Source organism: Streptomyces zagrosensis, from assembly GCF_014203645.1.
GTDB lineage: Bacteria > Actinomycetota > Actinomycetes > Streptomycetales > Streptomycetaceae > Streptomyces > Streptomyces zagrosensis.
Window position 1 is genome coordinate 356,159 of the sequence record NZ_JACHJL010000006.1, and the last position, 26,055, is coordinate 382,213.

General features: G+C 67.2%; 20 protein-coding genes, 1 pseudogene and 1 riboswitch. Of the genes and pseudogenes, 13 read left to right on the forward strand and 8 right to left on the reverse strand.

The features are described 5' to 3' along the window. The first annotated feature begins 44 nt into the window (after positions 1-44). Positions 45-602 carry a TetR/AcrR family transcriptional regulator gene (locus tag FHS42_RS14710; RefSeq protein ID WP_184572696.1) on the forward strand — a complete coding sequence of 186 codons (558 nt, stop codon included), beginning with the start codon at positions 45-47 and terminating at the stop codon, positions 600-602. Between the two features lie 440 nt (positions 603-1,042). Here the strand turns inward: FHS42_RS14710 and FHS42_RS39090 are convergent. Then, positions 1,043-1,951: pseudogene (locus tag FHS42_RS39090) on the reverse strand (peptidoglycan DD-metalloendopeptidase family protein); the annotation flags it as partial. A 166-nt stretch (positions 1,952-2,117) separates the two neighbouring features. Further along, complete coding sequence (locus tag FHS42_RS14720) at positions 2,118-2,267, reverse strand: hypothetical protein (protein ID WP_184572639.1); 150 nt, start codon at positions 2,265-2,267, stop codon at positions 2,118-2,120. Here FHS42_RS14720 and rpsB point away from each other — a divergent pair. From rpsB to FHS42_RS14765, 9 genes are all read left to right on the forward strand, one after another. Next, positions 2,254-3,222, forward strand: a complete 969-nt coding sequence (gene rpsB, locus FHS42_RS14725; RefSeq protein WP_184572640.1) for a 30S ribosomal protein S2 — start codon at positions 2,254-2,256, stop codon at positions 3,220-3,222. The two genes, FHS42_RS14720 and rpsB, sit on opposite strands and share 14 nt — an antisense overlap. A 156-nt stretch (positions 3,223-3,378) precedes the next feature. After that, the gene (gene tsf / locus FHS42_RS14730; RefSeq protein ID WP_184572641.1) at positions 3,379-4,215 is read left to right on the forward strand and encodes a translation elongation factor Ts; all 837 of its coding nucleotides are present in this window, start codon (positions 3,379-3,381) and stop codon (positions 4,213-4,215) included. A gap of 193 nt (positions 4,216-4,408) precedes the next feature. Then, the gene (gene pyrH / locus FHS42_RS14735; protein ID WP_246494732.1) at positions 4,409-5,185 is read left to right on the forward strand and encodes a UMP kinase; all 777 of its coding nucleotides are present in this window, start codon (positions 4,409-4,411) and stop codon (positions 5,183-5,185) included. 171 nt (positions 5,186-5,356) lie between these two features. Further along, positions 5,357-5,914, forward strand: coding sequence for a ribosome recycling factor (gene frr, locus FHS42_RS14740; protein ID WP_184572642.1), 558 nt, complete (start codon positions 5,357-5,359; stop codon positions 5,912-5,914). After that, complete coding sequence (locus tag FHS42_RS14745; protein WP_184572643.1) at positions 5,914-7,077, forward strand: phosphatidate cytidylyltransferase; 1,164 nt, start codon at positions 5,914-5,916, stop codon at positions 7,075-7,077. The genes frr and FHS42_RS14745 overlap by 1 nt, the downstream gene beginning before the upstream one ends. Before the next feature lie 572 nt (positions 7,078-7,649). Then, entirely contained in the window at positions 7,650-8,756 is a 1,107-nt protein-coding gene (gene rlmN / locus FHS42_RS14750) for a dual-specificity RNA methyltransferase RlmN (protein WP_184572644.1), read from the forward strand. Positions 8,757-8,956: 200 nt separating this feature from the next. Continuing rightward, positions 8,957-9,067, forward strand: a riboswitch (TPP riboswitch). Beyond that, positions 9,063-10,139, forward strand: a complete 1,077-nt coding sequence (locus FHS42_RS14755) for a thiamine ABC transporter substrate-binding protein (protein WP_184572645.1) — start codon at positions 9,063-9,065, stop codon at positions 10,137-10,139. Its footprint overlaps the riboswitch before it by 5 nt. A gap of 185 nt (positions 10,140-10,324) precedes the next feature. Continuing rightward, the gene (locus FHS42_RS14760) at positions 10,325-11,965 is read left to right on the forward strand and encodes an ABC transporter permease (RefSeq protein WP_184572646.1); all 1,641 of its coding nucleotides are present in this window, start codon (positions 10,325-10,327) and stop codon (positions 11,963-11,965) included. Positions 11,966-12,301: 336 nt separating this feature from the next. Continuing rightward, complete coding sequence (locus FHS42_RS14765) at positions 12,302-13,330, forward strand: ABC transporter ATP-binding protein (protein WP_246494735.1); 1,029 nt, start codon at positions 12,302-12,304, stop codon at positions 13,328-13,330. Between the two features lie 325 nt (positions 13,331-13,655). Here FHS42_RS14765 and FHS42_RS14770 read toward each other — a convergent pair whose 3' ends face one another. From FHS42_RS14770 to FHS42_RS14780, 3 genes are all read right to left on the reverse strand, one after another. Beyond that, a complete protein-coding gene (locus FHS42_RS14770) occupies positions 13,656-14,777 on the reverse strand; it encodes an LOG family protein (RefSeq protein WP_184572648.1) in 1,122 nt (373 codons plus the stop codon). A gap of 1,973 nt (positions 14,778-16,750) precedes the next feature. After that, on the reverse strand, positions 16,751-17,479 hold the full coding sequence (locus FHS42_RS14775; RefSeq protein ID WP_184572649.1) for an ABC transporter ATP-binding protein: 729 nt from the start codon (positions 17,477-17,479) through the stop codon (positions 16,751-16,753). A gap of 849 nt (positions 17,480-18,328) precedes the next feature. Next, positions 18,329-18,802, reverse strand: coding sequence for an Lrp/AsnC family transcriptional regulator (locus tag FHS42_RS14780; RefSeq protein WP_312866873.1), 474 nt, complete (start codon positions 18,800-18,802; stop codon positions 18,329-18,331). Between the two features lie 179 nt (positions 18,803-18,981). Here FHS42_RS14780 and FHS42_RS14785 point away from each other — a divergent pair, with 179 nt between their 5' ends. Then, entirely contained in the window at positions 18,982-20,436 is a 1,455-nt protein-coding gene (locus FHS42_RS14785) for a gamma-aminobutyraldehyde dehydrogenase (RefSeq protein ID WP_184572650.1), read from the forward strand. Positions 20,437-20,811: 375 nt separating this feature from the next. Continuing rightward, positions 20,812-21,714 carry an IS5 family transposase gene (locus FHS42_RS14790; protein WP_312866874.1) on the forward strand — a complete coding sequence of 301 codons (903 nt, stop codon included), beginning with the start codon at positions 20,812-20,814 and terminating at the stop codon, positions 21,712-21,714. Between the two features lie 455 nt (positions 21,715-22,169). On the opposite strand, the gene FHS42_RS14795 is transcribed toward FHS42_RS14790, so the two are convergent. Both FHS42_RS14795 and FHS42_RS14800 read right to left on the reverse strand, forming a co-directional pair. Then, the gene (locus FHS42_RS14795) at positions 22,170-22,898 is read right to left on the reverse strand and encodes a glycerophosphodiester phosphodiesterase (protein WP_184572651.1); all 729 of its coding nucleotides are present in this window, start codon (positions 22,896-22,898) and stop codon (positions 22,170-22,172) included. A 201-nt stretch (positions 22,899-23,099) separates the two neighbouring features. After that, on the reverse strand, positions 23,100-24,122 hold the full coding sequence (locus FHS42_RS14800) for an adenosine deaminase (protein ID WP_184572652.1): 1,023 nt from the start codon (positions 24,120-24,122) through the stop codon (positions 23,100-23,102). Positions 24,123-24,236: 114 nt separating this feature from the next. Between FHS42_RS14800 and FHS42_RS14805 the strand changes: the two genes are divergently transcribed. Continuing rightward, on the forward strand, positions 24,237-25,109 hold the full coding sequence (locus FHS42_RS14805; RefSeq protein WP_184572653.1) for a DUF4190 domain-containing protein: 873 nt from the start codon (positions 24,237-24,239) through the stop codon (positions 25,107-25,109). A 322-nt stretch (positions 25,110-25,431) separates the two neighbouring features. On the opposite strand, the gene ybiA is transcribed toward FHS42_RS14805, so the two are convergent. Beyond that, complete coding sequence (ybiA, locus tag FHS42_RS14810; protein WP_184572654.1) at positions 25,432-26,022, reverse strand: riboflavin biosynthesis intermediates N-glycosidase; 591 nt, start codon at positions 26,020-26,022, stop codon at positions 25,432-25,434. Positions 26,023-26,055: the final 33 nt, after the last annotated feature.

The window sequence follows — 26,055 nt, forward strand, 5'->3', positions numbered from 1 at the left end:
GGCGTACGTAGAGTGGAGGAGTGCCCAGGATTCGAGCGGCCTCGGTGGCCGAGCACCGGACGATGCAGCGCAGCGCCCTGCTGGACGCCGCGCGCACCCTGCTGTCCGAAGGCGGTACGGACGCGCTGACGTTCCCTGCCCTCGCCGAGCGGACGGGACTCGCCAGGTCGTCTGTCTACGAATATTTCCGGTCACGCGCCGCCGTGGTCGAGGAACTGTGCGCCGCCGACTTCCCGATCTGGGCTGCCGAGGTCGAGGCCGCGATGGAGCGCGCCGACACCGCTGAGGCCAAGATCGAGGCGTACGTCCGGCAGCAACTGGCCCTGGTCGGCGACCGGCGTCACCGTGCCGTAGTGGCGATCTCGGCGGGAGAGCTCGACGCGGGTGCGCGGGAGAAGATTCGCGCCGCGCACGGCGGACTTATCGCCATGGTGGTCGAGGCGCTGGGCGCGCTCGGGCACGAGGAACCCAGGTTGACCGCGATGCTGTTGCAAGGCGTGGTCGATGCCGCGGTTCGGCGCATCGAACTGGGGGCAGCCGAGAACCCAGGGCGTATCACCGACACGGCCGTCGCCGTGGCCCTGCGGGGCGTTCGGGGCTGAGCCGATGCCTGGTGCCTCCGCCATGCCCAGGCTGCCGTCACGGCCAAGAGCGCAGCATGGACCAGGCCGGCGGGCGTCACGGTCAACGGGCGGGTGGGCGCCGTTGTGGCTGCGGTGGGGGGCGGCTTGTCGGTGGACGATCCACGCTGGAGTTGGCCTGTAACGCCGTCTTGGCACCGTGGATGCACGCAGCGGCCAACGCCAGCTGGAAGGCCGCCCCTGACGGTGAGGCCGTGGGAAAAGCTGGGAGCGAGCCGACCCGGTGAACGGTGGGCCGGGGTCGGTTGCCCCAAAGCGGAGACCGAGAGCTCCGGGATGCCGAAGACGGGCAGCAATCTGGAGGGACCGCCGCGCAGCAGGGACGGAGGCATCAGCGACAGTGGGTCCAGATAGCGGTCTTCGCGGCGCAGCCCCCAGTGCAGGCAGCCGGACGGACAGTGAAACGGGCCCTCCTGCACGATGGCGACCACCTGCCCGGCGGTCACCTTGTCTCCCTTTGCCACTAGCGCTTGCACGGGCTCGTACGTGGTGCGCAATACAGGGTGTCCACTTCCGGACACCGCAATTGAGAGCACCCCGCGCCCCGCGACACGGCCCGCGAACGTGACACGACCGGCCGTCGCGGCTCGTACCGGCTGCCCGGCGTGCGCGATGAGGTCCACCCCGCGATGCCCCGCAGCCCATGGCTCGGGAGGAGGCTCCCAGCCGCGGAGAACGGTAGGCCGCAGCGCTCCGTGGGGCCCGTCCACCGGCCAGGCCCGGTCTTGCGCGGAATGCGGCTTCCGGGCGGGGGAGGGCACGTCGCGCGCCAAGGCCGCCCGCGGTGGGGGCCCTGTCGAGCCGCCAGCGCGAATCGGGGGCCCCGCCGCGAGGGGAAGGCGCAGACCGTGCGGTTGCGAGGCGTCGGCGGACGGCAGGGCGGCAGGGGGTGCGGCGAGTGGGCCCCGTGGCGCGACCGTCGGGATGCCAGGGGCGTAGTTGGGGGTAGGCCGCGGGGGCGTCTTGGGGTCTGCATACCCAATGCTGGCGGACTCCTCGGTTCGGGTTCCCTGCTTCGGGGCTGTCCCCTGCTCCCAACCGGTGCTCAGCACATCGGCGATCACCATCACGGCACAGCCCGTGACCGTTAAGCCGAGCGCCACTGCCCCCGTCACCAACCAGCGGACGAGGGGTGCGCGAGCTTCGCTGGGGCCGGGTGGGCCGGGTGGGCCGGGTGGACCGGGTGGACCTGGGGGCCGCTGGGCACGATGCGCACTGATGATGGCGTACGTAGGGGAAACAGGAAGAACATGGCCACAGAGGCGACGGAGGGCCTGGTGGGCCTGACGGAGCGTGTGTGAGTAAGACATACGACGACCGTGCCGCACATCGCCGATCTGCGGTGATCTTGGTCGTCTCCTGTGGATAACTCACGGGTTGTGGATAACGCCGTCACCCGCGACCGCGGCGGTCCCGTACACTTCAGGTGGCGATCCGGGTCACCGGATCGACTTCGCACGCCCCGCCACCGGCGCATCAGTCCCACTCGGGCAGCACGGTGGCCGCGTCCCTCGGTCTTCGGAAGGTCTTCTTCCGTGGCAGGCGCGTCGGGGCGTCAGGCGCGGCGGCCACCCGGCCGCCGCGGGAACCGAGCACCTCAAGGAGTACGGCTATGGCCGTCGTCACGATGCGGGAGCTGCTGGAAAGCGGCGTCCACTTCGGTCACCAGACCCGCCGTTGGAACCCGAAGATGAAGCGCTTCATCTTCACCGAGCGCAACGGCATCTACATCATCGACCTGCTCCAGTCGCTGTCGTACATCGACCGCGCCTACGAGTTCGTCAAGGAGACGGTCGCGCACGGCGGCTCCATCATGTTCGTCGGTACCAAGAAGCAGGCGCAGGAGGCCATCGCCGAGCAGGCGACCCGCGTCGGCATGCCGTACGTCAACCAGCGCTGGCTGGGCGGCATGCTCACCAACTTCTCGACCGTCTACAAGCGCCTGCAGCGCCTGAAGGAGCTTGAGCTCATCGACTTCGAGGATGTGGCCGCCTCCGGCCTCACCAAGAAGGAGCTCTTGGTCCTCTCGCGTGAGAAGATCAAGTTGGAGAAGACCCTCGGTGGCATCCGCGAGATGCAGAAGGTGCCGAGCGCCGTCTGGATCGTGGACACCAAGAAGGAGCACATCGCCGTCGGCGAGGCGCGCAAGCTCCGTATCCCGGTCGTCGCGATCCTCGACACCAACTGCGACCCCGACGAGGTTGACTACAAGATCCCGGGCAACGACGACGCGATCCGCTCCGTCACCCTGCTCACCCGGGTGATCGCCGACGCCGTCGCCGAGGGCCTCATCGCTCGCTCCGGTGCCGCCACCGGTGACGTGAAGGCCGACAAGGCGGCCGGTGAGCCGCTCGCCGAGTGGGAGCGCGACCTGCTTGAGGGCGACACGGCCAAGAAGGCCGAAGAGGCTGAGAAGCCGGCCGACGCCGCCCCGGCTGAGACCGCTCCTGCCGCCGACGCTCCGGTCGATGCTGCTCCGGCTGAGGCCGCCACGACCGAGACCGAGGCCGCTCCGGTCGATGCTGCCCCGGTTGAGGCTGCTGCTGCCGAGGCTCCGGCCGTGGACGCCGAGCAGGGCTGACGATTGCCGCGGCGAACTGGGCTCGCGCCCGTTCGTCGTAGCGTCACGGTTGGTGACGGCGGGAGCGTTGTGTAATCGCGACGCCCCGCCGTCCACCCGTAAGATCACAGATCTTTCGAGACCTTTCGAGACCTTTCGAGAAGAGATTTACAGACCATGGCGAACTTCACCGCCGCTGACGTCAAGAAGCTCCGCGAGCTCACCGGCGCCGGCATGATGGACTGCAAGAAGGCGTTGGACGAGGCCGAGGGCAGCGTTGACAAGGCCGTCGAGATCCTGCGCGTCAAGGGCCAGAAGGGCGTGGCCAAGCGCGAGAGCCGTAACGCCACGAACGGCGCCATCGTCTCGCTGATCGCCGACGACAAAAGCTCCGGTGTTCTGCTTGAGCTGAAGTGCGAGACGGACTTCGTCGCCAAGGGCGACAAGTTCGTCGCCGTTGCCGACGCCATCACTGCTCACGTCGCGAAGAGCTCTCCGGCCGACATCGAGGCGCTGCTCGCCTCGGAGATCGAGGCCGGCAAGACCGTGCAGGCGTACGTGGACGAGGCCAACGCCACCCTTGGCGAGAAGATCGTCCTGGAGCGGTTCGCTCAGTTCTCCGACGGCTCCGTCGCGGCGTACATGCACCGCACCAGCCCGGACCTGCCGCCCCAGGTGGGCGTGCTTGTCGAGCTGGACAAGGAGAACGCCGAGGTCGCCAAGGACGTCGCGCAGCACATCGCCGCCTTCTCGCCGAAGTTCCTCACGCGCGAGGAAATCTCGGCCGAGACGGTGGAAAACGAGCGCCGCGTCGCCGAGGCCACCGCGCGCGAGGAGGGCAAGCCCGAGGCTGCCCTGTCGAAGATCGTTGAGGGACGTGTCAACGGCTTCTTCAAGGAGAACGTGCTGCTCGACCAGCCGTTCGCCAAGGACAACAAGAAGTCCGTCAAGAAGGTTCTGGACGAGGCCGGCGTCTCGCTCAAGCGCTTCGCCCGCTTCCGCGTTGGCGTCTGACCTCATTCCCCGGGGTTAAGCCCCGGCTCAGGACTGAGCCGGGGCAGCGAATGACCAACGACCCCGATAGGGTCGTACGCAGCCAGCCGTCCACCGGTTGGCCGCAGATGTGACGAGGAGGCCATTGCCGTAGAGGTCGATCAAGGACCATCCCGGCAGTGGCCTCCTTCGTATGTGCACGAGGAGATCTCCCATGAATTTGGACGCCGATCAGGCCGATCAGGCCGACCCGAAAACCGACGTAGCCAAGCGTCGTCGGTTTCTGCTGAAGCTTTCCGGTGAGGCGTTCGCTGGCGGCGGAGGACTCGGCGTCGATCCCGACGTCGTGCACAAGATTGCCCGCGAGGTGGCCGCCGTCGTCCGCGACGGGGCCGAGATTGCCATCGTCATCGGTGGTGGCAACTTCTTCCGCGGTGCCGAACTCCAGCAGCGCGGTATGGACCGGGCCCGCTCCGACTACATGGGCATGCTCGGAACAGTCATGAACTGCCTTGCCCTCCAGGACTTCCTGGAAAAGGAGGGCATCGACTCCCGGGTCCAGACCGCCATCACGATGGGGCAGGTGGCGGAGCCGTACATCCCGCTCCGTGCGGTGCGGCACCTGGAGAAGGGGCGCGTTGTGATCTTCGGCGCAGGCATGGGCATGCCGTACTTCTCCACCGATACGACCGCCGCGCAGCGGGCCCTGGAGATCGACGCGGAGGCGCTGCTGATGGGCAAGAACGGCGTGGACGGGGTCTACGACTCAGACCCCAAGCGGAACCCGGACGCGGTCAAGTTCGACGCGTTGGGATACGCCGAGGTGATCACTCAGGATCTCAAGGTCGCCGACGCCACGGCGGTCACGCTGTGCCGCGACAACAGGCTGCCGATCCTGGTGTTCGAGCTGCTCGCGGAGGGCAACATCGCGCGTGCGGTGAAGGGTGAGAAGATCGGCACGCTCGTCAGCGACCAGGGCACCCGGAACTGACGGCCCGTACTGCCTTTCGCACGGCTGTCCGTAATGCCATACGGGCGGCAAGTCCCGGTCGTCGGAAGCGCCTGGCGCGGGGATGGACAACTGCCTGCCGGTCGGACACCGTGCAGGAGAAGACGCACGCAGGGGCGAGGCTCTGCTTACTGATAACACCAGGAGCAAGTGGTGATCGAAGAGATCCTCCTCGAGGCCGAGGAGAAGATGGAGAAGGCCGTTGTGGTCGCCAAGGAGGACTTCGCCGCGATCCGCACCGGGCGTGCGCACCCGGCGATGTTCAACAAGATCGTGGCGGACTACTACGGGGCGTTGACGCCCATCAACCAGTTGGCGTCGTTCTCGGTGCCGGAGCCGCGGATGGCGGTCGTCACGCCGTTCGACAAGAGCGCGCTGCGCAACATCGAGCAGGCCATCCGCGACTCGGACCTGGGCGTCAATCCGAGCAACGACGGCAGCATCATCCGGGTGGTGTTCCCCCAGCTCACGGAGGACCGCCGCAGGGAGTACATCAAGGTCGCCAAGACCAAGGGTGAGGACGCGAAGATTTCGATCCGCAGCGTCCGGCGCAAGGCCAAGGAGACCATCGACAAGCTCGTCAAGGACGGCGAGACGGGCGAGGACGAGGGCCGCCGCGCGGAGAAGGAGCTCGACGACACCACCGCGAAGTACGTCGCGCAAGTGGACGAGCTGCTCAAGCACAAGGAAGCCGAGCTGCTCGAGGTCTGATGAACGACTCATCCTGGGGGGCCCCGCCCCGCACCGGATATCGGGGCCCGATCGACCAGGGGCCCGCTCCCTCGCTTCGTGGGGCAATGCCGCCAGCATCGGCGGGTCCCATGCGCATGGTGGGCGATGCGGCGCAGACTCGGCCCATGCCCATCGTGCCCGACAGAGGCGGAGACCAGGACGATCAGGGGGCCGCTCGGTGGAGCGGCCCCCTGTTCCACGACGCGCAGGAGCCGCCTGCCCCGTCCCCGGAACATGGCTCTGAGCCAGCTCACGGGCCCGCACGGGGCGATGCCGGTACGACACCCGGGGAGCAGCCCACCGTGCCACCCGCTCCGCAGAGGAAGCGCGCGGGGCGTGACCTGCGCGCCGCGATAGGGGTCGGCCTCGGCCTGGGCGTGGTCATCGCCGTCTCGCTCTTCGTCCAAAAGGTCCTCTTTCTCGGTGTGATAACGGTCGCCGTTGTCGTCGGATTGTGGGAACTGACCTCCCGGCTCGCCGAACGCAAGGAAATTCGCGCGCCGCTCGTGCCTCTCGCGGTGGGTGGCGCGGCCATGGTCGTCGCCGGGTACCTACGTGGCGCGGAAGGCGCGTGGGTTGCCATGGCGCTCACGACGCTGGCAGTGCTCGTCTGGCGAATGACGGAGCCACCGGACAACTACCTCCGAGACGTCACGGCGGGTATCTTCGCGGCCTTCTATGTGCCGTTTCTCGCGACGTTCGTGGCCCTCATGTTGGCCGCGGACGGCGATGGACCCCAGCGGGTACTGACCTTCCTGGTCCTGACCGTCGTCAGCGACACTGGGGCGTACGCGGTCGGCTGGAAGTTCGGCAAGCACCGGCTCGCTCCGCGCATCAGCCCTGGTAAGACCCGGGAAGGGATGCTGGGTGCCATCGTCTTCGCCGTGGTGGCGGGAGCGCTGTGCACGCACTTCCTCATCGATGGCGGTACCTGGTGGCAGGGGCTGATCCTCGGCTTCGCGGTCGCCGTCAGCGCCACACTGGGCGATCTGGGCGAATCCATGATCAAGCGAGACCTCGGGATCAAGGACATGGGCTCGCTGCTGCCGGGGCACGGCGGAATCATGGACCGGCTTGACTCTCTCCTGCCGACGGCACCGGTGGTCTGGCTGTTGCTGGTGATCTTCGTCGGGGCTGGGTGAGGTAGCGCCACTGTCCGGGTGCGTCGGCTGTGCGGTGGTACGCGGTTCGTTACGGGGCGCGGGGCACGAGGGCCGGGCGGGGGGTGCGCGGGTTCCCGCATGGCACGTCGGGGTGCGGGTCCCTACGTAGGGCCTGGGCTGGAGCGTGGAGGGGCGGGCTCTCGTAGGTGGTGCGTTGAGGTTTGTCGTGGTGCCGGCGTACGGGGCGCGGAGCACGGGGCCGACGCAGGGGGGACGGTGCCTGGGTACTCGTTTGATCTGGACCGGGGCACGGTGCATGGAGGATGGCGGGGCGCGTGCGGTGCGTGGAGTGCAGAGGACGGGGCGCGGGGCCGAGTGTGGTTCCCCGCCTCGCGGACTCGGAGCCGGCGAGATGGCTCTGAAGTCGGGCGCGGTGCAGCCGTGTGCGGAGCATGATGTGCCCTATCTCCAGTAGCCGGTGGACGTACAGGTCGCTCCAGTCCTTGCTGCGGCCGGTCGACGTGGCCTTGAGCTGTGGTTTTGGGCGGGGCGGGGACGTCCGCAGATGAGCGGCCTGTTCCACCCCGTACGTCTGCGACACTGGATGAACCATGCCTGTACCTGGAGAACTCACTTTCGCCGCGCCGCGCGGAGCCAAGAAGCCGCCGCGGCACATCGCTGACCTCACCCCCGCCGAGCGTCGTGAGGCCGTGGCCGCGATCGGCGAAAAGCCGTTCCGCGCGGGGCAGGTTTCCCGGCACTACTTCGCCCGCTACGCGAGCGACCCGGTGAGCTGGACCGACATCCCCACCGCGGCACGCGAGAAGCTGGCTGCCGAGCTACTGCCGGACTTGATGAACGTGGTCAGGCACATCAGCTGTGACGCCGACACCACCCGCAAGACGCTGTGGCGGCTTCACGACGGGACTCTGGTCGAGTCCGTGCTGATGCGTTATCCGGACCGGGTCACGATGTGCATCTCGTCACAGGCTGGCTGCGGTATGAACTGTCCTTTCTGCGCCACGGGGCAGGCGGGGCTGGACCGTAACCTGTCCACCGCCGAGATCGTGCACCAGATCGTCGATGGCATGCGCGCTCTGCGCGATGGCGAGGTGCCTGGCGGGCCGGCGCGGTTGTCGAACATCGTCTTCATGGGCATGGGAGAGCCGCTTGCCAACTACAAGCGGGTCGTGGGCGCCATTCGGCGGCTGACCGACCCAGAGCCGGACGGCCTAGGCCTCTCCCAGCGTGGGATCACCGTCTCCACAGTCGGACTGGTCCCGGCGATGCTCCGGTTCGCCGACGAGGGCTTCACCTGCCGTCTGGCGGTGTCGTTGCACGCGCCGGACGACGAACTGCGCGACACCTTGGTGCCGGTGAACACCCGCTGGAAGGTACGCGAGGTCCTGGACGCGGCGTGGGAGTACGCAGAGAAGTCAGGGCGTCGAGTGTCCATCGAGTACGCCCTGATCAGAGACATCAACGACCAGGCCTGGCGCGCCGATCTGCTCGGCAAGCTGCTGCGCCGCCGGCGGGTACACGTAAACCTCATCCCGCTCAATCCCACGCCAGGATCGAAGTGGACCGCATCGCGGCCCGAGGACGAGCGTGCGTTCGTCGCGGCGCTTGAGGCACACGGGGTACCCGTGACGGTTCGGGATACCCGTGGGCAGGAGATCGATGGGGCTTGCGGGCAATTGGCGGCCTCCGAGCGCTGACGGAGCACGGGGCACGGAGCCGGTGCCCCGGCTCCGTATTCTGCGCCGGCTCCGTGCCCCGTATGTCCCGCGCGCAGTGTTTGTCACCCGCGTGCTCCGTTCTGCTGCGTAGCACGCGGCGGACGTGGGGCCGGCATGGCGCAGGTGCGAGGGAAGAGCGCTGATACGGTTCCGCAGTACCGTTTTGTCGAACAAAAGAACACTTCCGACAGGGGAGCGCGTCACGCGCTGAGAGTGCGGCACCGTATGGGCCGCAGACCCTCGGACCTGATCCGGGTCATACCGGCGTAGGGAGTCAACGTACTGATGATCAGTCACCTTCGGCGTGCCGTCGGCACCGCCTTGCTTGGCGCGCTCGGTGCCGCGACCCTGGCCGCGTGCGGAGGCTCCGATAGCGAATCGGACTCCAAGACGGTCACCGTCGTATCGCACGACTCCTTCGAGGTGTCCAAGACTGTGCTGAGCAAGTTCACCGCGCAGACCGGCTACAAGGTGAAAGTGGTGCGGGGTGCGGACGCCGGGGCGGCCGTGAACCAGGCGATCTTGTCTAAGGGCAATCCACAAGGCGACGTCTTCTTCGGCGTGGACAACACCTTGCTGTCCCGCGCCCTGGACGAAGGCGTCTTCACTAAGTACCGCGCCAAGGACCTCAACCATGTGCCAGAGGACCTCCAGCTCGACGCAGCGAAGCACCGCGTCACTCCCGTGGACACCGGCGACATCTGCGTCAACTACGACCGGAAATTCTTCGCTGACAAGAAGCTCGCCCCGCCGAAAACCTTCAACGACCTGATCAAGCCCCAGTACAAGAACATGCTGGTCACCGAGAACGCCGCCACCTCATCACCCGGGTTGGCCTTCCTTCTCGGCACGGTCGGCACGTACGGCGACGACGGCTGGCAGAGTTACTGGAAGAAACTGAAGGACAACGGGGTCGAGGTCGTCGATGGCTGGGAGCAGGCATACAACGACCGATTCTCGGGCTCCGGCGGTGGGGCGGGCAAGGGGGACAAGCCACTAGTTGTCTCGTACGCGTCCAGCCCGCCAGCTGAGGTCGTAGGTGTTGAGCCACAACCCAAGGAAGGGCCGACAGGCGTAGCCGCCGGAACATGTTTCCGACAGATCGAGTTCGCCGGATTGCTCGATGGGGCGAAGAACGCCAAGGGCGGCAAGGCGCTGCTGGACTTCATGTTGAGTAAGGCCTTCCAGGAGGACGTGCCGGTCAAGATGTACGTCAACCCCGTGCGCAAGGGGGCGAAGTTGCCCGAGGTGTTCACCAAGTACGGTCAGAAGATCGCCGAGCCGGCCACTGTGGCGCCGGAGAAGATCACGAAGAATCGCGAGCAGTGGATCAAGTCGTGGACTTCGCTCGTCGTGAGGTGAGCGATGATCCGAGGGCCGGCGCGGCGCATGGGGCACGGAGCACGGAGCACGGGGCCAGCGACGCGGTTGCACCAGACACGGAGCGGAACGTACGGGGCGCGGGCACGGGGCCTGGCGCACGGCGCACGGGGGAAAGCCGGCGCGGGCGACGGACCAGGCGGACCACGGTGCTTCGTCTTGGCCTCATGGCGATCCCTATCGGGTTCTTCGGGCTCTTCTTCGGTTATCCGGTTGCCGCGATCACCGCTCGCGGGCTCCATACCGGCGGCGCATGGCACTTCGATCGGATCGGTGAGGTCCTCAGTGACCCAGACGTGCTGCATGTGCTGTGGTTCACCGTCTGGCAGGCCGCCGCCTCGACAGCACTGACGCTGGCCCTCGCGTTGCCGGGCGCCTATGTATTCGCGCGCTTCGAATTTCCCGGCAAGCAGATACTGCGGGCAGTGGTGACGGTGCCCTTCGTCCTGCCCACGGTGGTCGCGGGCTCAGCGTTTCTCGCCCTATTGGGGCGCGGCGGACTGCTGGATGATCTGTGGGGCTTCCGGCTGGACACGACCGTATGGGCGATCTTGCTCGCGCACGTCTTCTTCAACTACGCCGTGGTCGTACGCACCGTCGGCGGGCTGTGGGCCCAACTCGACCCGCGACAGGAGGAAGCAGCGCGCGTGCTGGGAGCCGGACGGTTCAGCGCATGGCGCATGGTGACGCTTCCCGCGCTCGGCCCGGCTGTTGCCGGGGCCGCGCTCATGGTCTTTCTTTTCACCTTCACTTCCTTTGGCGCCATCCAGATCCTGGGCGGTCCGCGCTACGCCACGCTGGAGGTGGAGATCTACCGGCAGACCGCCCAACTCCTGGACCTGCCGACTGCCGCTGTTCTCACGCTCACACAGTTCGTCGCAGTCGCACTACTGCTCGTCGTACACGCCTGGACCGTGCGGCGCCGGGAGAGCACGCTACGGCTCGTGGACGCCTCCCAAACGGCGCACCGTCCGCGCGGCGTGGGGCAGTGGGGGCTGCTAGCGAGTGTCCTCGCCGTCATCGCTCTGCTGATCCTTCTACCGCTCGCCGTCTTGGTGGAACGGTCGTTCTCCGGGCCCGACGGCTATGGGCTCGCCTTTTATGAGGTGCTGGCCTCGGCCGAAGAAAGCGGCGGGACCTTCGTTGTCGCGCCCCTGGACGCGCTGTGGAACTCGCTCCGGTACGCGGCGGTTGCGACCCTCATCGCGCTCCTCGTCGGCGGGCTCGCTGCCGCGGCGCTCACCGTACGGGGCCCACGAGGCGCGGAACCGTCGCACGCGGGGCGGTTGGTAAGGAGCTTCGACGCGCTGTTGATGCTGCCGCTCGGTACCTCGGCCGTCACCGTGGGCTTCGGGTTTCTGATCACTCTGGACGAGCCACCCTTGGACCTCCGAGCGTCGTGGTTCCTGATCCCTCTGGCACAAGCTCTGGTAGGAGTGCCGTTCGTCGTACGGACCATGTTGCCGGTGCTCCGTTCGGTGGACGACCGGCTGCGTGAGGCCGCGACCGTGCTCGGAGCGTCGCCCCTCCGTGTGTGGCGGGAGGTGGACCTACCCATGATGCGCCGAGCGCTGCTGATCGCCGCGGGTTTCGCGTTCGCCGTCTCCCTCGGAGAGTTCGGCGCGACCGTCTTCATCGCCCGGCCTGACAATCCCACCCTGCCAGTGGCCGTGGCTCGCTTCCTGGGCCGTGCGGGTGAACTCAACTATGGGCAAGCCATGGCGCTGAGCACCATCTTGATGGTGGTCTGTGCGACTGCCCTGCTAGCGCTTGAGCGCCTTCGCACCAACCGTTCGGGAGAGTTTTAGATGGCGTCGCTACGTAAGAGGCTGGCCGTGGCTCGCGGCGAGACCCAGCGCCCGGAACGAAAGCGGAGCGCACTACCAGCGCCAGCGGAGCAGCCAGCGCACACGGAACTTCCCGAAGACGAAGGCCGCTGCCAGAACGAGGCACGGAGCGCGGAGGTTCAGGGCGACGGGGCACGGGGCACGGCAGCATCTGGCCCAAGAGCACGGAGCGATGGGGCGCCGAGTGACGCCGATGAGGACCGAGGGGACGGTGCGCCGGGCTTTGAGGCACGGATCACGAAGGGGCGAGCGCGAAACGGCGTTACACGAGGCGGGAAGGACACCCAGGATTCAGCGTTGCTGCGCTTGGACGGGGTCACGGTCCGATTTGGCGATCGGCTCGCCGTGGACGCGGTGGATCTGGCTGTCGCTGAGCGCGAGACCGTGTGTGTACTGGGGCCCAGCGGTAGCGGCAAGTCAACGCTGCTTCGAGTGGTCGCCGGCCTACAGCCCGCGGACAGCGGGCGGGTTTGGCTTGCGGGGCGTGACCAGGCAGGCGTAGCCGCGCACCGTAGGGGTGTTGGCCTGATGTTCCAGGACCACCAGTTGTTCCCGCAGCGCGACGTGGGCGGCAACGTCGCCTTCGGCCCAAGGATGCGGAGGGCGGGGCGCGCGGAAGCGGATCGCACCGTTGCCGACCTTCTTGAACTGGTCGGCATGCCAGGGGCGCAACGTCGAGCCATTGCCGCGTTGTCGGGAGGGGAGCAGCAGCGGGTAGCGCTGGCCCGTGCACTTGCGCCCCGACCGAAGCTGCTCATGCTGGATGAGCCGCTGGGCCAGCTTGACCGGGGCCTTCGGGAACGGCTCGTAGTGGAACTTCGGCAGATGTTTCACCAGTTGGGTACGACGGTGCTCGCGGTCACCCACGACCAGGGAGAGGCGTTCGCCCTCGCTGACCGCGTGGTGGTGATGAGGGATGGCCGTATCGCCCAGGTGGGTACTCCCCTTGAGGTCTGGCAGCGCCCCGCTTCTGAGTTTGTGGCCCGATTTCTCGGCTTCGACAACGTGGTTGAGGCGACTGTGCGCGGCGCGTACGCCGAAACGTCGTGGGGGAGCCTTCCGGTGCCTGCCGGCACGGCGCCAGGCCGGTGCCAACTTCTGATTCGCCCGACAGGCGTGCGGCTGACCGGCGATGAGCACGGCCTCCGCTGTGAGGTGCAGGCAAGGACGTTCCGGGGCGGCCTGGGGGTCTCCCTGCTCCTGCGACCCGAGCAGGGGCCAACGCTGGAGGCGGCGTGTTCGCTGCGGGAAGCTCCTGCGGAGGGGGACCGAGTGAACGTGGAGTTCATGGCGGAGGACGTCGTCGTGCTGGGTGACGTGGCGTAAGGCGAAGGCTCAGCTTGGCCACGGCGGAGGGCGGCCGGTGTCCTGTCACCGAGGTGGTGCACGGGGCACGGGGCACGGGGCCTCGGGATGGGTTGGATGGGGCGCGGGGCGCGGGGCAGTTGCGCGGATGCACGGGCACGGGGCACGGGGCGATGAGAACTGTGATGCGTGGGGGTGGCGACCTACGGTGATGCTTAAGGTCATGCGGCCGGAGGCGTCAGGGCCCCTACTGGGCGTCTCTGAGTTGATCGTGCCTTGGCCTTGGCGCCGCAGGCGCTGGTGTTGTCAGGGGCGGCGGTACCAGGCAGCCGCCCGTATGGGTCCGCTACGCCGCTGCCATGCGTGCTAGTGCCGCGGGGGCGTCGTCAACGGACTCGACCAACTCGATGCGATGAACCATCGAGCGACCTTCGGCCAGAGCTTGAAGCAGCGGCCACGTAGGCAGCCTTCGTGTCCAATGGTCGCGGTTCACCAGGACCATCGGTGTGGGCGCGCCGCGCGACTCGTAGTAGTTCGGGGTCGCGTTGTCGAAGATCTCCTGGACCGTACCGGCGGCGCCGGGGAGGAAGACCACACCGGCATTGCAACGGGCGAGCAGCCCGTCTTCACGCGTGGCGTTGGCGAAATACTTGGCGATGTGTGAGGCGAAGGCATTGGGTGGCTCGTGTCCGTAGAACCAGGTCGGTATGCCGATCGAGGTTCCGCCGTCTGGCCAACGGTCGCGCACATCGAATGCGGCCTTCGCCCAGTGCCCCACAGAGGGCGCGAAAGAAGGGGCCTTGGCCAGAAGTTCCAGCGCCTCGCCGAGCATCTCGCCGGCGAACGAAGCGGCGTACGCGCCAAGGTTCGCGGCCTCCATCGCACCAGGGCCACCGCCGGTGGCTACCGTCAGCCCCGCGCGGGCGAGGGAACTACCCAACCGAGCAGCGCCCGCGTAGTCATCGGAGCCGCGTTCTAGCGCGTGTCCGCCCATCACACCGACCACTCGTGAGCCCAAGAGGTGTTCGTCTAGCGCGTCGGACACCGCGTCGTCGTGAATGCTGCGGAGCATCGAGGCGAATATGTCGCCATCCGTCTTGGTGCGCTGAAACCAGGTATAGGAGCGAGCGTCCGGCGTGTACTCGTATCCGCGTGCCAGCCCGGTGAATAGCTCCGTAGGTGAGTAGAGCGCTCCGCGATATGGATCAAACGGAAGGTGTGGCACTGGCGGGAAGACGAGGGCGCCGCCGGCCCGAACCTTCGCTGCCGCCTCGGGCTGCATCGGACAGCCCAGAAAGACCGCTTCGGTGGTGTCCGCGGCCAGGAGAGCAAACGTGCGTTCCGTCAGATCCACCGACTGGATTCGGAACCCCGCGAGCGAGCCTGAAGTAACGGCTTCGTCGAATTCCGCTAGGGACTCGATCTCGTGGTCGTTATGGGCGGCGTTGGCGGCGCGGTCGGTAGGCACGCGGTCATGCTAGGCCCGTCTGCGGTCATGCGGACTGCTCGGTTCTCAGGGATTGACACCATGAGGGGGCGCCGCGTCGTGGCGGATGTGGAAGGGCGGTGGTGAAGGGCTCGGCGGCGATGAGCACCTGCGGTCGCACCGGCAAGAGACGTTGTGCGCCGGACGCGAGAGGCGGGGCGCGAGACAGGAGTGCGGGACAGCTTGGGAGAGGGGGAGCGGTGTCTACGGGGACACGCACGGGGTCCTACCGCCATCGCGGCGGTGTGTTGTTTAGGTAGTTGCCGGCCCGCGGGACGCTCTCTACGGAGCACGGAGCACGGAGCACGGAGCACGGAGCACGGAGCACGGAGCACGGAGCGTGCGGAGCCGCGACGGCGCCTACGAGGCACGGAGCCTGCGGCGTGCTGCCATTGGGCGGGGTGATCTTGGGCCGTTCGTCAGCAGAGCGAAATGTGCGTACCTGATAATTTCCCTACCAGATGGACGCGCATGACGCCTGATTCCCCTCGTGGTGTGAACCGATTGCCAGGCCTTCCACTACGTACGGCGGACTTTCCGGCTGTTTCAGCATGTGAGCGGCATCGTCACAAGCTCGGCCACGATCCAAGTGAGGACAGCCAACGCTGTGAACACGGTTGCTCCGCGAAGCGTGTCCGCCTGACGGCGTAGAGAGCGAGGGGCTCCGAGGCAGAGGAGGGCGTTGGTGGAGTCCGCACGAGCGTTTGTGGTCTCCAGCGCCGTGATCAGGGCTGTGGCGGTGATGCATCCCATGACCAGTGCGACACCAAGCCCTGTCAAAGGCCCCAGGAGACGCTCGACTGTCAGGTTCGGTACTGCGTTGCAGAGCCGGACAGCGACGTAGGTAGTAGAGGCGACGGCACACAGTGCGCCGAGGGGACGCCCGAGTCGGCCTGCCTCTTCTTGCAGAGCGCGCCCGGCTAACAGTCGTACGGCGCCAGGACGTCCCATCGCAAGCAGACTGCCACAGCCACGGATGAGCGCGGGCCCGACCAGTACGAGGCCCAAGGCGGCTAGGAGCCAGGCAGCCGATACCGCGGCAGCGGCCCCGGTCAGATGCCCGGGCACCGGAATCAGGTCGTGGATGTCGGCCGCATCGCGGCTGGCGTACGCCGTAAGTGCCAGTCCTGCCAGGAGCAAGGCAGTGCCCCAGACAAGTCTGGATGTCTCCGTGGTGGCTACGGGTGGCATGGCGCGGGGCGCAACGTAGGTAGACGGCGATCGCGGAACAACGGTGGGTTCTGCCAACGGTGCTGTAGTGGGCGGCGGAGAGGATACTGCCGCGCCGCTTCCAGCGGTTGTTGCGCGGATGGCGCTATGGGGCGGGGCGGTTCCGGCGGGAATTGGGCTCGATCCCTGGGACGCGTACAGGGCAATGGGGGCGATAGGAACGGGGCCCGGCGCGTCCTCAGATGGTGGTTGCGGCTCGCCCTGTAGCGGCCGTGTATGGCACCGTCCTGCTGCCGTGGGTGTGCGCTGGCTGAGCGCGATGGCCATTGCGGCGCTGGTGGGCACTACAGCGAGCAGGGTGAGTACGGCGCCGACGGGGAGCCTGTGGCCCACGGCTAGGGCGTCAAGAGTGGGGGCGTTGAGGGGCGAGCCGAGGACGCTGCCACGTAGGAACAGAAAGGCCAAGAGCGCCAGTGCACTGCCGACACCACAGACCAGGGCTGTTGAAGCGGCGGCGAGCACGGCGCGCCCGAATGATCCGCAGCCAGCGGCGGACAGTCCCGGTGCGGGGCAAAAGACCGATTCGGTGCGGTTGACGGCGACCGCGAGCTGAACGGTCGCCGCGAGCGGGGCAACGCACCACAGCAGTCGAGCGAGGCAGGCGGACTTCTCGTACGGGTGGGCCAATGCGTAGCCAAGAGCGCACAACAGCAGAAAGCCGGCTCCCGCGGCGGCTGCGGCGACCAGCGACCGACGCACTTGGGTCGCTGGGCCAGCACCAAGAGCTAGACGGAGACTGAGCACGCTGTGCTGCCTTCCGCGTCAGGGCCTGGCGTGATCCCGCCTCGGCGGCCGTCAAGTAGGGCGATGGAGCGGTCGGTGAGTGGGTCTGCCTCAGGGCCTTGACTGGTGAGAATCACGGTGATGCCGTGGGAACGCGCCGCTGTGGTGATGGTGCGTAGCACCTGGCTGCTGTCCGAGCCGTGCAGTGGCGCGGTGGGCTCATCGGCGAACAGGACGGTGGGTTCTGCGGCGAGCGCCCTGGCGACCGCAACACGCTGTCGCTGCGACTGGAGGAGCACGACAGGCCGGCTAAGGGCACAGTCACCCACATCCAGCCGGTCGAGCCATTCGCGTGCTGTGTTTCTGGCGCTCCTTCGCCCCCTACCTCGGAGCATGAGGGGCAGCGCAGCGTTCTCCCAGGCGTTCAATTCCGGTACGAGACAGGGCTCCGGGGCGATCCATGCGAAATGGTTCCGGCGTAGTTGTTCGCGCGCCGTATTCGTCAGAGTGTGGACTGGGCCGCTGTTGAACCACACCTCGCCACTTTCTGGCAGGAGCTGGCCGGACAGGCAACGGAGCAAAGTCGTCTTGCCGGAGCCACGGGGCCCGATGATCGAGAGAATTTCTCCTTCTCGAACGCCGAGGGAGAGTCCTGTCAGGGCGGGCGATCCGTGGTACGTGTAGGTCAGGGCACGGGCCCACAGCACATCGTTGTCCGGCGGAGCCACCATGGCGTTACCTCGGTTGCTGACGATTGTCCGCGTTCCCCTGGCTGAGTGAACGAAGACAGGGACGATCGGTCACTGGCACGGTAAGGACTCGTACGGTGGAACAACGGCCAGGCGCGGCGCTGAGACGGTTTCGTTCCTTCGAACAGCCCTCGGATGCTCGTGTCCGCGGCTTGCTGGGGTATGTGCCGATCCGGCGATGTCTGCGCATGTAGGGCGCCGTATCGACCCCGCGACGGCCAGCACGGTGACTCGAATAAGCCGGGGCGCCGTACGGGGGAGAGGCGGGCCACTGGATGAGCGAAGCGTGGTCGTGGGTGAGCCAGGCGAGCAAACGCCCGGGGCTGGGCCCGGCGGCCGAGGGACCAGCGCCGCGGTTGTGGGGCGTCTGCCTGGGCCGGTCAGGGGTTGCAGGTTCACCAGCCCCGAGCACACTGCCGTTGACGGAGCACGGAGCACGGAGCACGGAGCACGGAGCACGGAGCACGGAGCACGGAGCCTGCGGTACGCGGATGGTGCCTCAACGTGGGCAGCCCCGTAAAGAACAAAGCGCCCTGGGGCAACCCGCGGTAGGCAACGGCGCGGGAGATGACCTTGTACTTGGTGCGGTTGCCCGTCAGCTCGTGGCACCGCATCGTGAGCTTCCACGCTGACCGGGCCTCGTCTGCGCCACGTACAGCCCGGTCAGGCCATTGAGGTAGCGCTTGCCTGGTTCGTAGATGCGGGTGCCTTCACCACGCACGATGGCGGCCACGGGGGCGCTCCCGTGCGGCGACATGCGAGCGAAGTGCATCTACAGGTAGTCGTACGCCTTCTTGAAGTTGCTTGCGGTGGCGGCGTCGGTGCGCATGGCTATCTCGTTCCCCAGGTGTAGGTCTGCTTCCGGAGCTTGAGGTAGATGAAGCTCTCAGTGGAACGCACGCCGGACAGCGTGCGAATCCGCTTGTTGATCATTTCCAGGAGGTGGTCGTCGTCCTCGCAGACGATTTCGACGAGGAGGTCGAAGGAACCAGTGGTGACGACGACGTACTCCACCTCTTCCATGGCAGTCAGGGCGTCGGCCACCGGATCGAGGTCGCCTTCGACGTTGATGCCGACCATCGCCTGGCGTCGCAATCCGACGGTGAGCGGGTCGGTGACGGCGACGATCTGCATCACGTTCTGGTCGAGCAGTTTCTGGACGCGCTGCCGGACCGCTGCCTCGGAGAGGCCCACGGCCTTGCCGATAGCGGCGTACGGGCGGCGCCCGTCCTCCTGGAGTTGCTCGATGATCGCCAGTGAGACGGGGTCGATCGAGGGCGAGCTGTTTTTGTCGGATGTGGCCACGCGCCTCACTGTGCACGAGGACTCGACTGTGTCACAACTCCGTAGCGCGGTAATTCGTGGAATCATGCTGCCTGAACGACTGTTTTCGTTGCCTCTGGCGAGTGGGTATGTCGAAAGCGTTACCTGGGCGGTTAGGGTGGGTGTCTCATCTATCGGACACCAGGCAGGGAGGGGTGGCTGTGACCACCGAGCTGCGTCGTTTGCGCAACTACATCGACGGGGAGTTCCGGGACGCCGCCGACGGGCGGACCACGGAGGTGGTCAACCCGGTCACCGGCGAGCCGTACGCCACCGCTCCGCTGTCCGCCGCAGCAGACGTGGACGCCGCCATGGCTGCTGCCGAGGCGGCTTTCCCTGCCTGGCGGGATCTGACCCCGGCCGAGCGGCAGAAGGTTCTCCTGAAGGTCGCTGACGCCTTCGAGGAGCGCGCGGAGGAGTTGATCGCCGCCGAGTCGGAGAACACCGGCAAGCCGATCGGCCTGACGCGGACAGAGGAAATCCCGCCGATGGTCGATCAGATCCGTTTCTTCGCGGGCGCGGCCCGGATGCTGGAGGGGCGTTCGGCGGGCGAGTACATGGAGGGGCTTACCTCGATCGTCCGGCGCGAGCCGATCGGCGTCTGTGCACAGGTGGCTCCGTGGAACTACCCGATGATGATGGCCGTGTGGAAGTTCGCCCCAGCCCTTGCGGCGGGCAACACGGTCGTTTTGAAGCCCTCGGACACCACCCCGGCCTCGACCGTCCTGATGGCCGAGATCATCGGCGGCGTACTGGCCGACCTCGGTCACTCGAAGGGCGTCTTCAACGTCGTGTGCGGTGATCGTGACACCGGCCGTCTAATGGTGGAGCACCCCGTGCCCGCCATGGCCTCCATCACCGGCTCCGTGCGTGCGGGGATGCAGGTTGCCGAGAGCGCTGCGAAGGACCTCAAGCGGGTGCACCTGGAGCTCGGCGGCAAGGCTCCGGTCGTAGTCTTCGAAGACGTCGACATCGCGAAGGCTGTCGAGGACATTTCGCTGGCGGGCTTCTTCAATGCGGGCCAGGACTGTACCGCCGCGACCCGGGTGCTGGTGCACGAATCGATCCACGATGAGTTCGTTACGGCGTTGGCCAAGACTGCCGCCGACACCAAGACGGGGGCCCCGGACGACGAGGACGTGCTGTACGGCCCGCTCAACAGCGCCAACCAGCTCGCCCAGGTGTCCGGTTTCATCGACCGGCTCCCGGCGCACGCGAAGGTCGAGGCGGGTGGCCGGCGGGTCGGGGACAAGGGCTACTTCTACGCCCCTACCGTTGTGTCTGGCCTCAAGCAGGACGACGAAATCATCCAAAATGAGGTCTTCGGCCCCGTCATCACCGTCCAGTCCTTTACCAGCGAAGAACAGGCCATCACCTACGCCAACGGGATCGAGTACGCCCTGGCGTCGTCCGTGTGGACCAAGAACCATGCGCGCGCCATGCGGCTCTCCAAAGCCCTGGACTTCGGCTGCGTGTGGATCAACACCCACATTCCGCTGGTAGCCGAGATGCCACACGGCGGCTTCAAAAAGTCTGGCTACGGCAAGGACCTGTCGTCGTACGGCTTCGAGGACTACACGCGCGTCAAGCACGTGATGACGTCGCTGGACGGCTGACGGGTGACGGCCGGGACCTGCTGGCCTTGAGCTGAGGGTGGGCGGCCGAGCGCTGTAGTCAGCCGACTGAGGGCCTGGTCCGATGATGAGACTGGCACGCCTCATGCCGTGGGGCAGACGGTGTCTTGCCGCGTCTTGGTGCTGGCGTGGAGAGGGGCCGGCCCTCGATGGCGCCTGCTTGGCATCGGCTGACGCATGAGCGCCGGTTGGCTGTGGCTTTGGGGGCCGGGGGTGTTGACGAAGGCGGGCTGGTCTCGTGCGAGCGCGTACGAGACCAGCCCGCTTAGAGCCTGTCGGGTGGCTGATCATGTGCGGAGTGTGTTGGTAGTGATCCGCTGTGCGGGCATGGTGACGGCCCCGGAATGATCACGTGGTGTGTGCCAGTGCGACAACTCCGAGGCCGTCAGCGGTCCATGCTATCCGTCCAGCCTGACCGATGAGATGTGGGAGATCATCCAGCCCCTTCTTCCCGTGCGTGACCTGCGCAAAGGCGGCGGAGTGCGCGAGTATGGGGACCGGCTGGTGCTCGACTCGGTCTTCTACGTGCTGCGCTCGGGCTGTCAGTGGCGGATGCTCCCGCGCGATCTGATGCCCTGGGACGCGGCCCACCGCTGGTTCACCACGTGGCGCCGGGACGGCACCTGGGACCGCGTCCACGGCGAGCTCCGCAGCTGGGTGCGGATCGCGGCCGGCCGCGATCGTGAGCCGTCGGCTGCCGTGATCGACGCCCAGTCGATCAAGACCAGTGAGGGCGGCGAGGCACGCGGCTTCGACGCAGGCAAACGAACGACGGGGCGAAAGCGACACGTGATCGTCGACACGATGGGCCTGCTGTTGGTCGTCGCCGTTACTTCCGCGTCCGTGCAGGACCGGGCCGGAGGCCGGATCGTCCTGACCCGGCTCGCCGCCGGCTTCCGCACCGTTGCTCTGGTGTGGGCCGACGGCGGATACGCCAACTCCGTTGATTCCACACTGCTTTCATGGGCCCGTGACGCGCTGAACCTGGTCGTGGAGATCGTGAAGCGCACTGACGATGTCAAGGGTTTCAAGGTCCTGCCTCGTCGCTGGGTGGTGGAGCGAAGTTTCGGCTGGCTGGTCCGCAACCGTCGGCTGGCCCGTGACTACGAACGCCTGTCCGCGACCTCTGAAGCCATGATCAAGGTCGCGATGATCCGCCTCATGCTCGTCCGACTCGTCGGGCAGCCTTCACGGTGGAGCCATGACTCCCAACGCAAGGCCGCCCGATCCACGACCGTCGAGGACCTAATCACTGCGTAGTCAACCGGCCACCCGACAGGCTCTTAGGCGCGCAGGGCAGACCGCACCGCGACGAGTCGAGACCAGGCATGCCGGTTTGGTATGGGCTGGGGTCGGTTGGAGCCCGGGCGGCGTCGCAGCTTTGTGGGCGTGGTGTGCGACGGGCGGGGCATGGCGCGTGATGCCGGGCAATACGGGGCACGGGGCACGGAGCACCACGGGGCACGGGGCACGGAGCACGGGGCACGGGGCACGGAGCACGGGGCACGGGGCACGGGGCACGGGGCACGGAGCACGGAGCACGGAGCACGGAGCACGGAGCACGGAGCACGGAGCACGGAGCACGGAGCACGGAGCACGGAGCCTGACTTCACTGCCGTGGGGCAGCGGTGGCCAGCCGCCGAATGTCGGTGACGTCAGCTTGGTGACAGGTGACAGGTGACAGATCGGGTGGGTAGACGTCACCGACCGGGGTGTTACTGGTTTTCGGGTGTCTCCCGCTGGATGAGTGTGCACAGTGCGCTGATGCGGTTCGTTGTGATCCCGTCTACGCCTGCACGGAGCAACCGCCGCATCGTGCGCTTGGTGTCCGCTGTCCATGCGGAGACCAACATGCCGTCGGCGTGTGCCCGTTCCACCAGAGCTGAAGAGACGATCCCGAACCGGTAGTTGAGCCAGCGGGGGCGCAGTTCCGCGACGAGTTCAGGGTGTGGAGGAGCGAGCGTCGTCCAGGTGAAGGCGATTTCGGCATCGACATCGGCCCGTCGCACGGCTCGTAGGGCTGCAAGGTTGCCGCAGTAGTAGACGCGTTCCATCGCGTCTGCGTCCCGTACCGTGGCGAGTACCGCAGGCACTGCTGATACGGCGGGCAGATCAATCATCGTGCGAGCTGTATGCGTGTCCTTAGTCATCTCGATCAGCGTGTCGCGCAGTGTGGGTACCCCGCCGCCGGTGACTGCCCACACCTCGTCCGCGGTGAGGTCCGCGAGCGGACGGTCGTGTCCCCACAGCCGTTTGAGAGTTGCGTCGTGCAGCAGCACGGGCACGTTGTCGCGGGTGACCCGTACATCGATCTCCACCGCGTCGGCGCCCGCGCGCAGCGCGGAGCGGATCGAGGCCAGCGTGTTCTCGCGCTGCTCGTACGGATTGCCGCGATGGGCGACGGCGGTGAAGCGGCTTACGCGTGGTGTGGTCCTGGTGAACATGCGCACTATTGTCACCTCGGCGCCCATCGAGCGTGCCGCCACGGCGCGCTCTGTACTGCCGTTCAGCGCGCTGATGTCCCGGCGGGCCCCTCCCTGTCGCGGGTCCACCCACCGGCGCACACAAGCTGAGGCACGGTGCCGCCGCGTATAAGAGTTGGCATGGGCGCCGTGCCCGGCACGGCGCCCGGAGCCCTCTCTGTGTTACGCCGTCGTCGCCGCTGTGTACGCGTTGATCTCCGCCGTCAGTTTGGCCTTGCCCGCGGTGTCGAGGAACGACGCCTCCACAGCGTTCTTCGCCAGCCCCGCCACCCCCACCGCGTCAAGGTCCAGCAGCCGCGCAGCCACGGCGTACTCCTTGTTCAGGTCGGTTCCGAACATGGGCGGGTCGTCGCTATTGACGGTGACCAGAACGCCCGCGGCAACCATTTCCCTGATCGGATGCTCGTCGAGCGTAGCCACGGCGCGCGTGGCGATATTAGACGTCGGACAGACCTCCAGTGGGATGCGGTGCTCCGCCAGGAACTGCAGCAGCTTCGGGTCCTGCGTGCTGGATGTGCCGTGGCCGATGCGCTCGGCACGTAGTTCGGTGAGGGCGTCCCAGATGGTCTGCGGCCCCGTGGTCTCACCAGCGTGCGGCACGCTGTGGAGGCCGGCCGCGATGGCGCGGTCGAAGTAGGGCTTGAACTGCGGGCGCGGTACGCCGATCTCTGGGCCACCCAGACCGAAGCTGACCAGACTGTCGGGCTGGAGGTCTAGCGCGATGCGCGTCGTCTCCTCCGCCGACTCCAAGCCCGCCTCGCCCGGGATGTCGAAGCACCAACGGAGCGATACGCCCAGCTCCGTCTCGGCCCCCTTGCGGGCGTCCTCGATCGCTTCCACAAACGCGACATCGGGTATGCCACGTCGGGTGGAGCTGAACGGGGTAACGGTCAGTTCGGCGTACCGGATGTTCTGTCGTGCCATGTCTCGGGCGATCTCATACGTCAGTAGCCGCACGTCGTCGGCATCACGGATCAGGTCTACAACGGCGAGATAGACCTCGATGAAGTGTGCGAAGTCGCGGAAGGTGAAGAAGTCGGCGAGTGTCGCCGGGTCTTTGGGAACCTTGGAATCCGGGTGTCGTGCGGCAAGTTCGGCGACGATACGGGGCGAAGCGGAGCCTACGTGGTGGACGTGCAGCTCGGCCTTCGGCAGCCCAGCGATGAAGGCGGTGACATCGGACAACAGAACCTCCTGGGAATGGCCCGGGAAGGGCACGTTTGGATCATCGTAGAACTGAGGCCCAGGCTCCGTGACAAACAGGGCATCATACGAACAGACGCCCGATGGGGGAACGATATGCCCGATCAGCCCAGCCAGCCCGGCCTCCCCGACCAGCTGAACCAGCCCGATGCGCCGCGCTCTGCGCCCGGCACGGACCCGCGCGATGGCGCTCCCTGGGCACCGCCCGAACAGCCGCGGGTACCGATGAGCGAAAGGCCGGCGGTCGAGCAGCCGATGGCCGGGCAGCCGAGGATGACAGCAGCGGCGGAGCCGGCCATGCTGGATTCTGGTTCGTCTGCGCCCGACCCCGTCCCCGGTGCGCACCACGCGGCCGGCGCGCTCAGCCCCCTTCCCACGGCGTGGACGGCGGATGGCGGACCTGGCGCCAGCGTGGTCCCTCCGCCGCCGCTGGCACCGACGGGGCCGGGGACGCCGAGCGCCTACCCGTACGAGGCCACACCGTACGCTCAGGTCAGCCATGGACAGGGCTCCGCCTACGGAGCCGGGAACTACGGCTACTCCCCGTACGGTGCGCCCCCCACGGGGCACAGCTACCCTCCGCGCTACGCGCCGTACGGTGCGGCCTGGGGCCACGGGGGGCGCTCATTGAACAACGCGCAGGGCACCGCCGCACTCGTGCTGGGGCTCGTCGGGCTGGCCCTGTTCTTCAGCATCGTCTTCGGCATCATCCTCGGCGTCCTGGCCATCGTCTTCGGGGCTCTCGGACGAGCCAAGGCGCAGCGCGGCGAGGCGAGTAACGGTGGCTCCGCATTGGCCGGGGTTGTTCTCGGGATCACTGCCTGCGCTGCGAGCGTGGTCATGATCTTCGTCTACATCGCGATCGGCCTCGACGAGGAGGCCAAAAAGGACGAACCCGGCGGGCCTCACGACAGCGCAGCCGTGCAGGCCCTCCAGAGCCCGCCGGAGGCAGTGCTGCCGGGCGCATAGCGGGGAACCGGCCATATGCCAGCCTCGCCCTGCAACAGTACGTGGCGGACGGGCGTGCGCTGCTGCGCTAGGGACATGCCGTATCCGCCTAATTCTTGTTCCTCAACGGAGGCTTCACGCGTATGCCTAACTGTCGTTTGAGGGCGGCACCTTGCGCTGGCCGTGGTGCCGCATGGGAGCGCCCGGGTCGCACATACTCAAGCTCCGTGCTCCGTGCTCCGTGCTCCGTGCTCCGTGCGGCGGAGCCCCGTGCCCGTGCTGAGGGGGCCGCTGCCTGGCGCCGCTCTGTGCTCCGAGCAGGGAACCGCCCGGCCCGTTGCACTTACGCCAGGCGGTGGCGCGCCTCCATCAAGGCGAAGCCCAGCAGGTTGAGTCCTTGCCACTGCTCCGGAGCTACCGTGCGATCGCCGGCGGCGGCCAGCCCGATGCCCCATACACGGTCTACGGGGCTCGTCTCGACCAGGACACGCGTACCTGCCCCCAACAGGTAGTCGCGCAGCGCCGGATGTTGCTCGAATTCGGCGACGCTTCCCCGGACGGCCAACTCGAAGCGTCGCTCGTGCCAGACAGCCCCGTTGCAGCCTCGTACTGAGCGGCCTGCCTTCTTGGCCTGCCCGGGGTGGGCTGCGCCGATTGCCCGCTGCTCCGCTTCCGCGTCACTGAACAGCCGGGCCTTGCCTGCCATCATCCAGTGCTCAGCCGTCGCGTAAGCGACCTCGTCGATCGTGAACGGGGCAGGCCACCACTGACTGAAGCGCTCGGCGCCCACGGTGCCGTCTCGACGTGGTTGGTGCCCCCAGAAACAGACGTACTCGAAGCGTTCTCCATCCGCCGCCCGCTTCACCAATTCCGCCACAGTCCCTGGCCCGCTGTGCTCGTTCACCGTGTCGGGGCTGGTCTTCGTTAGCGCCATGCGGACAATCTCGGCAGCAGCGTGGAACTTAGC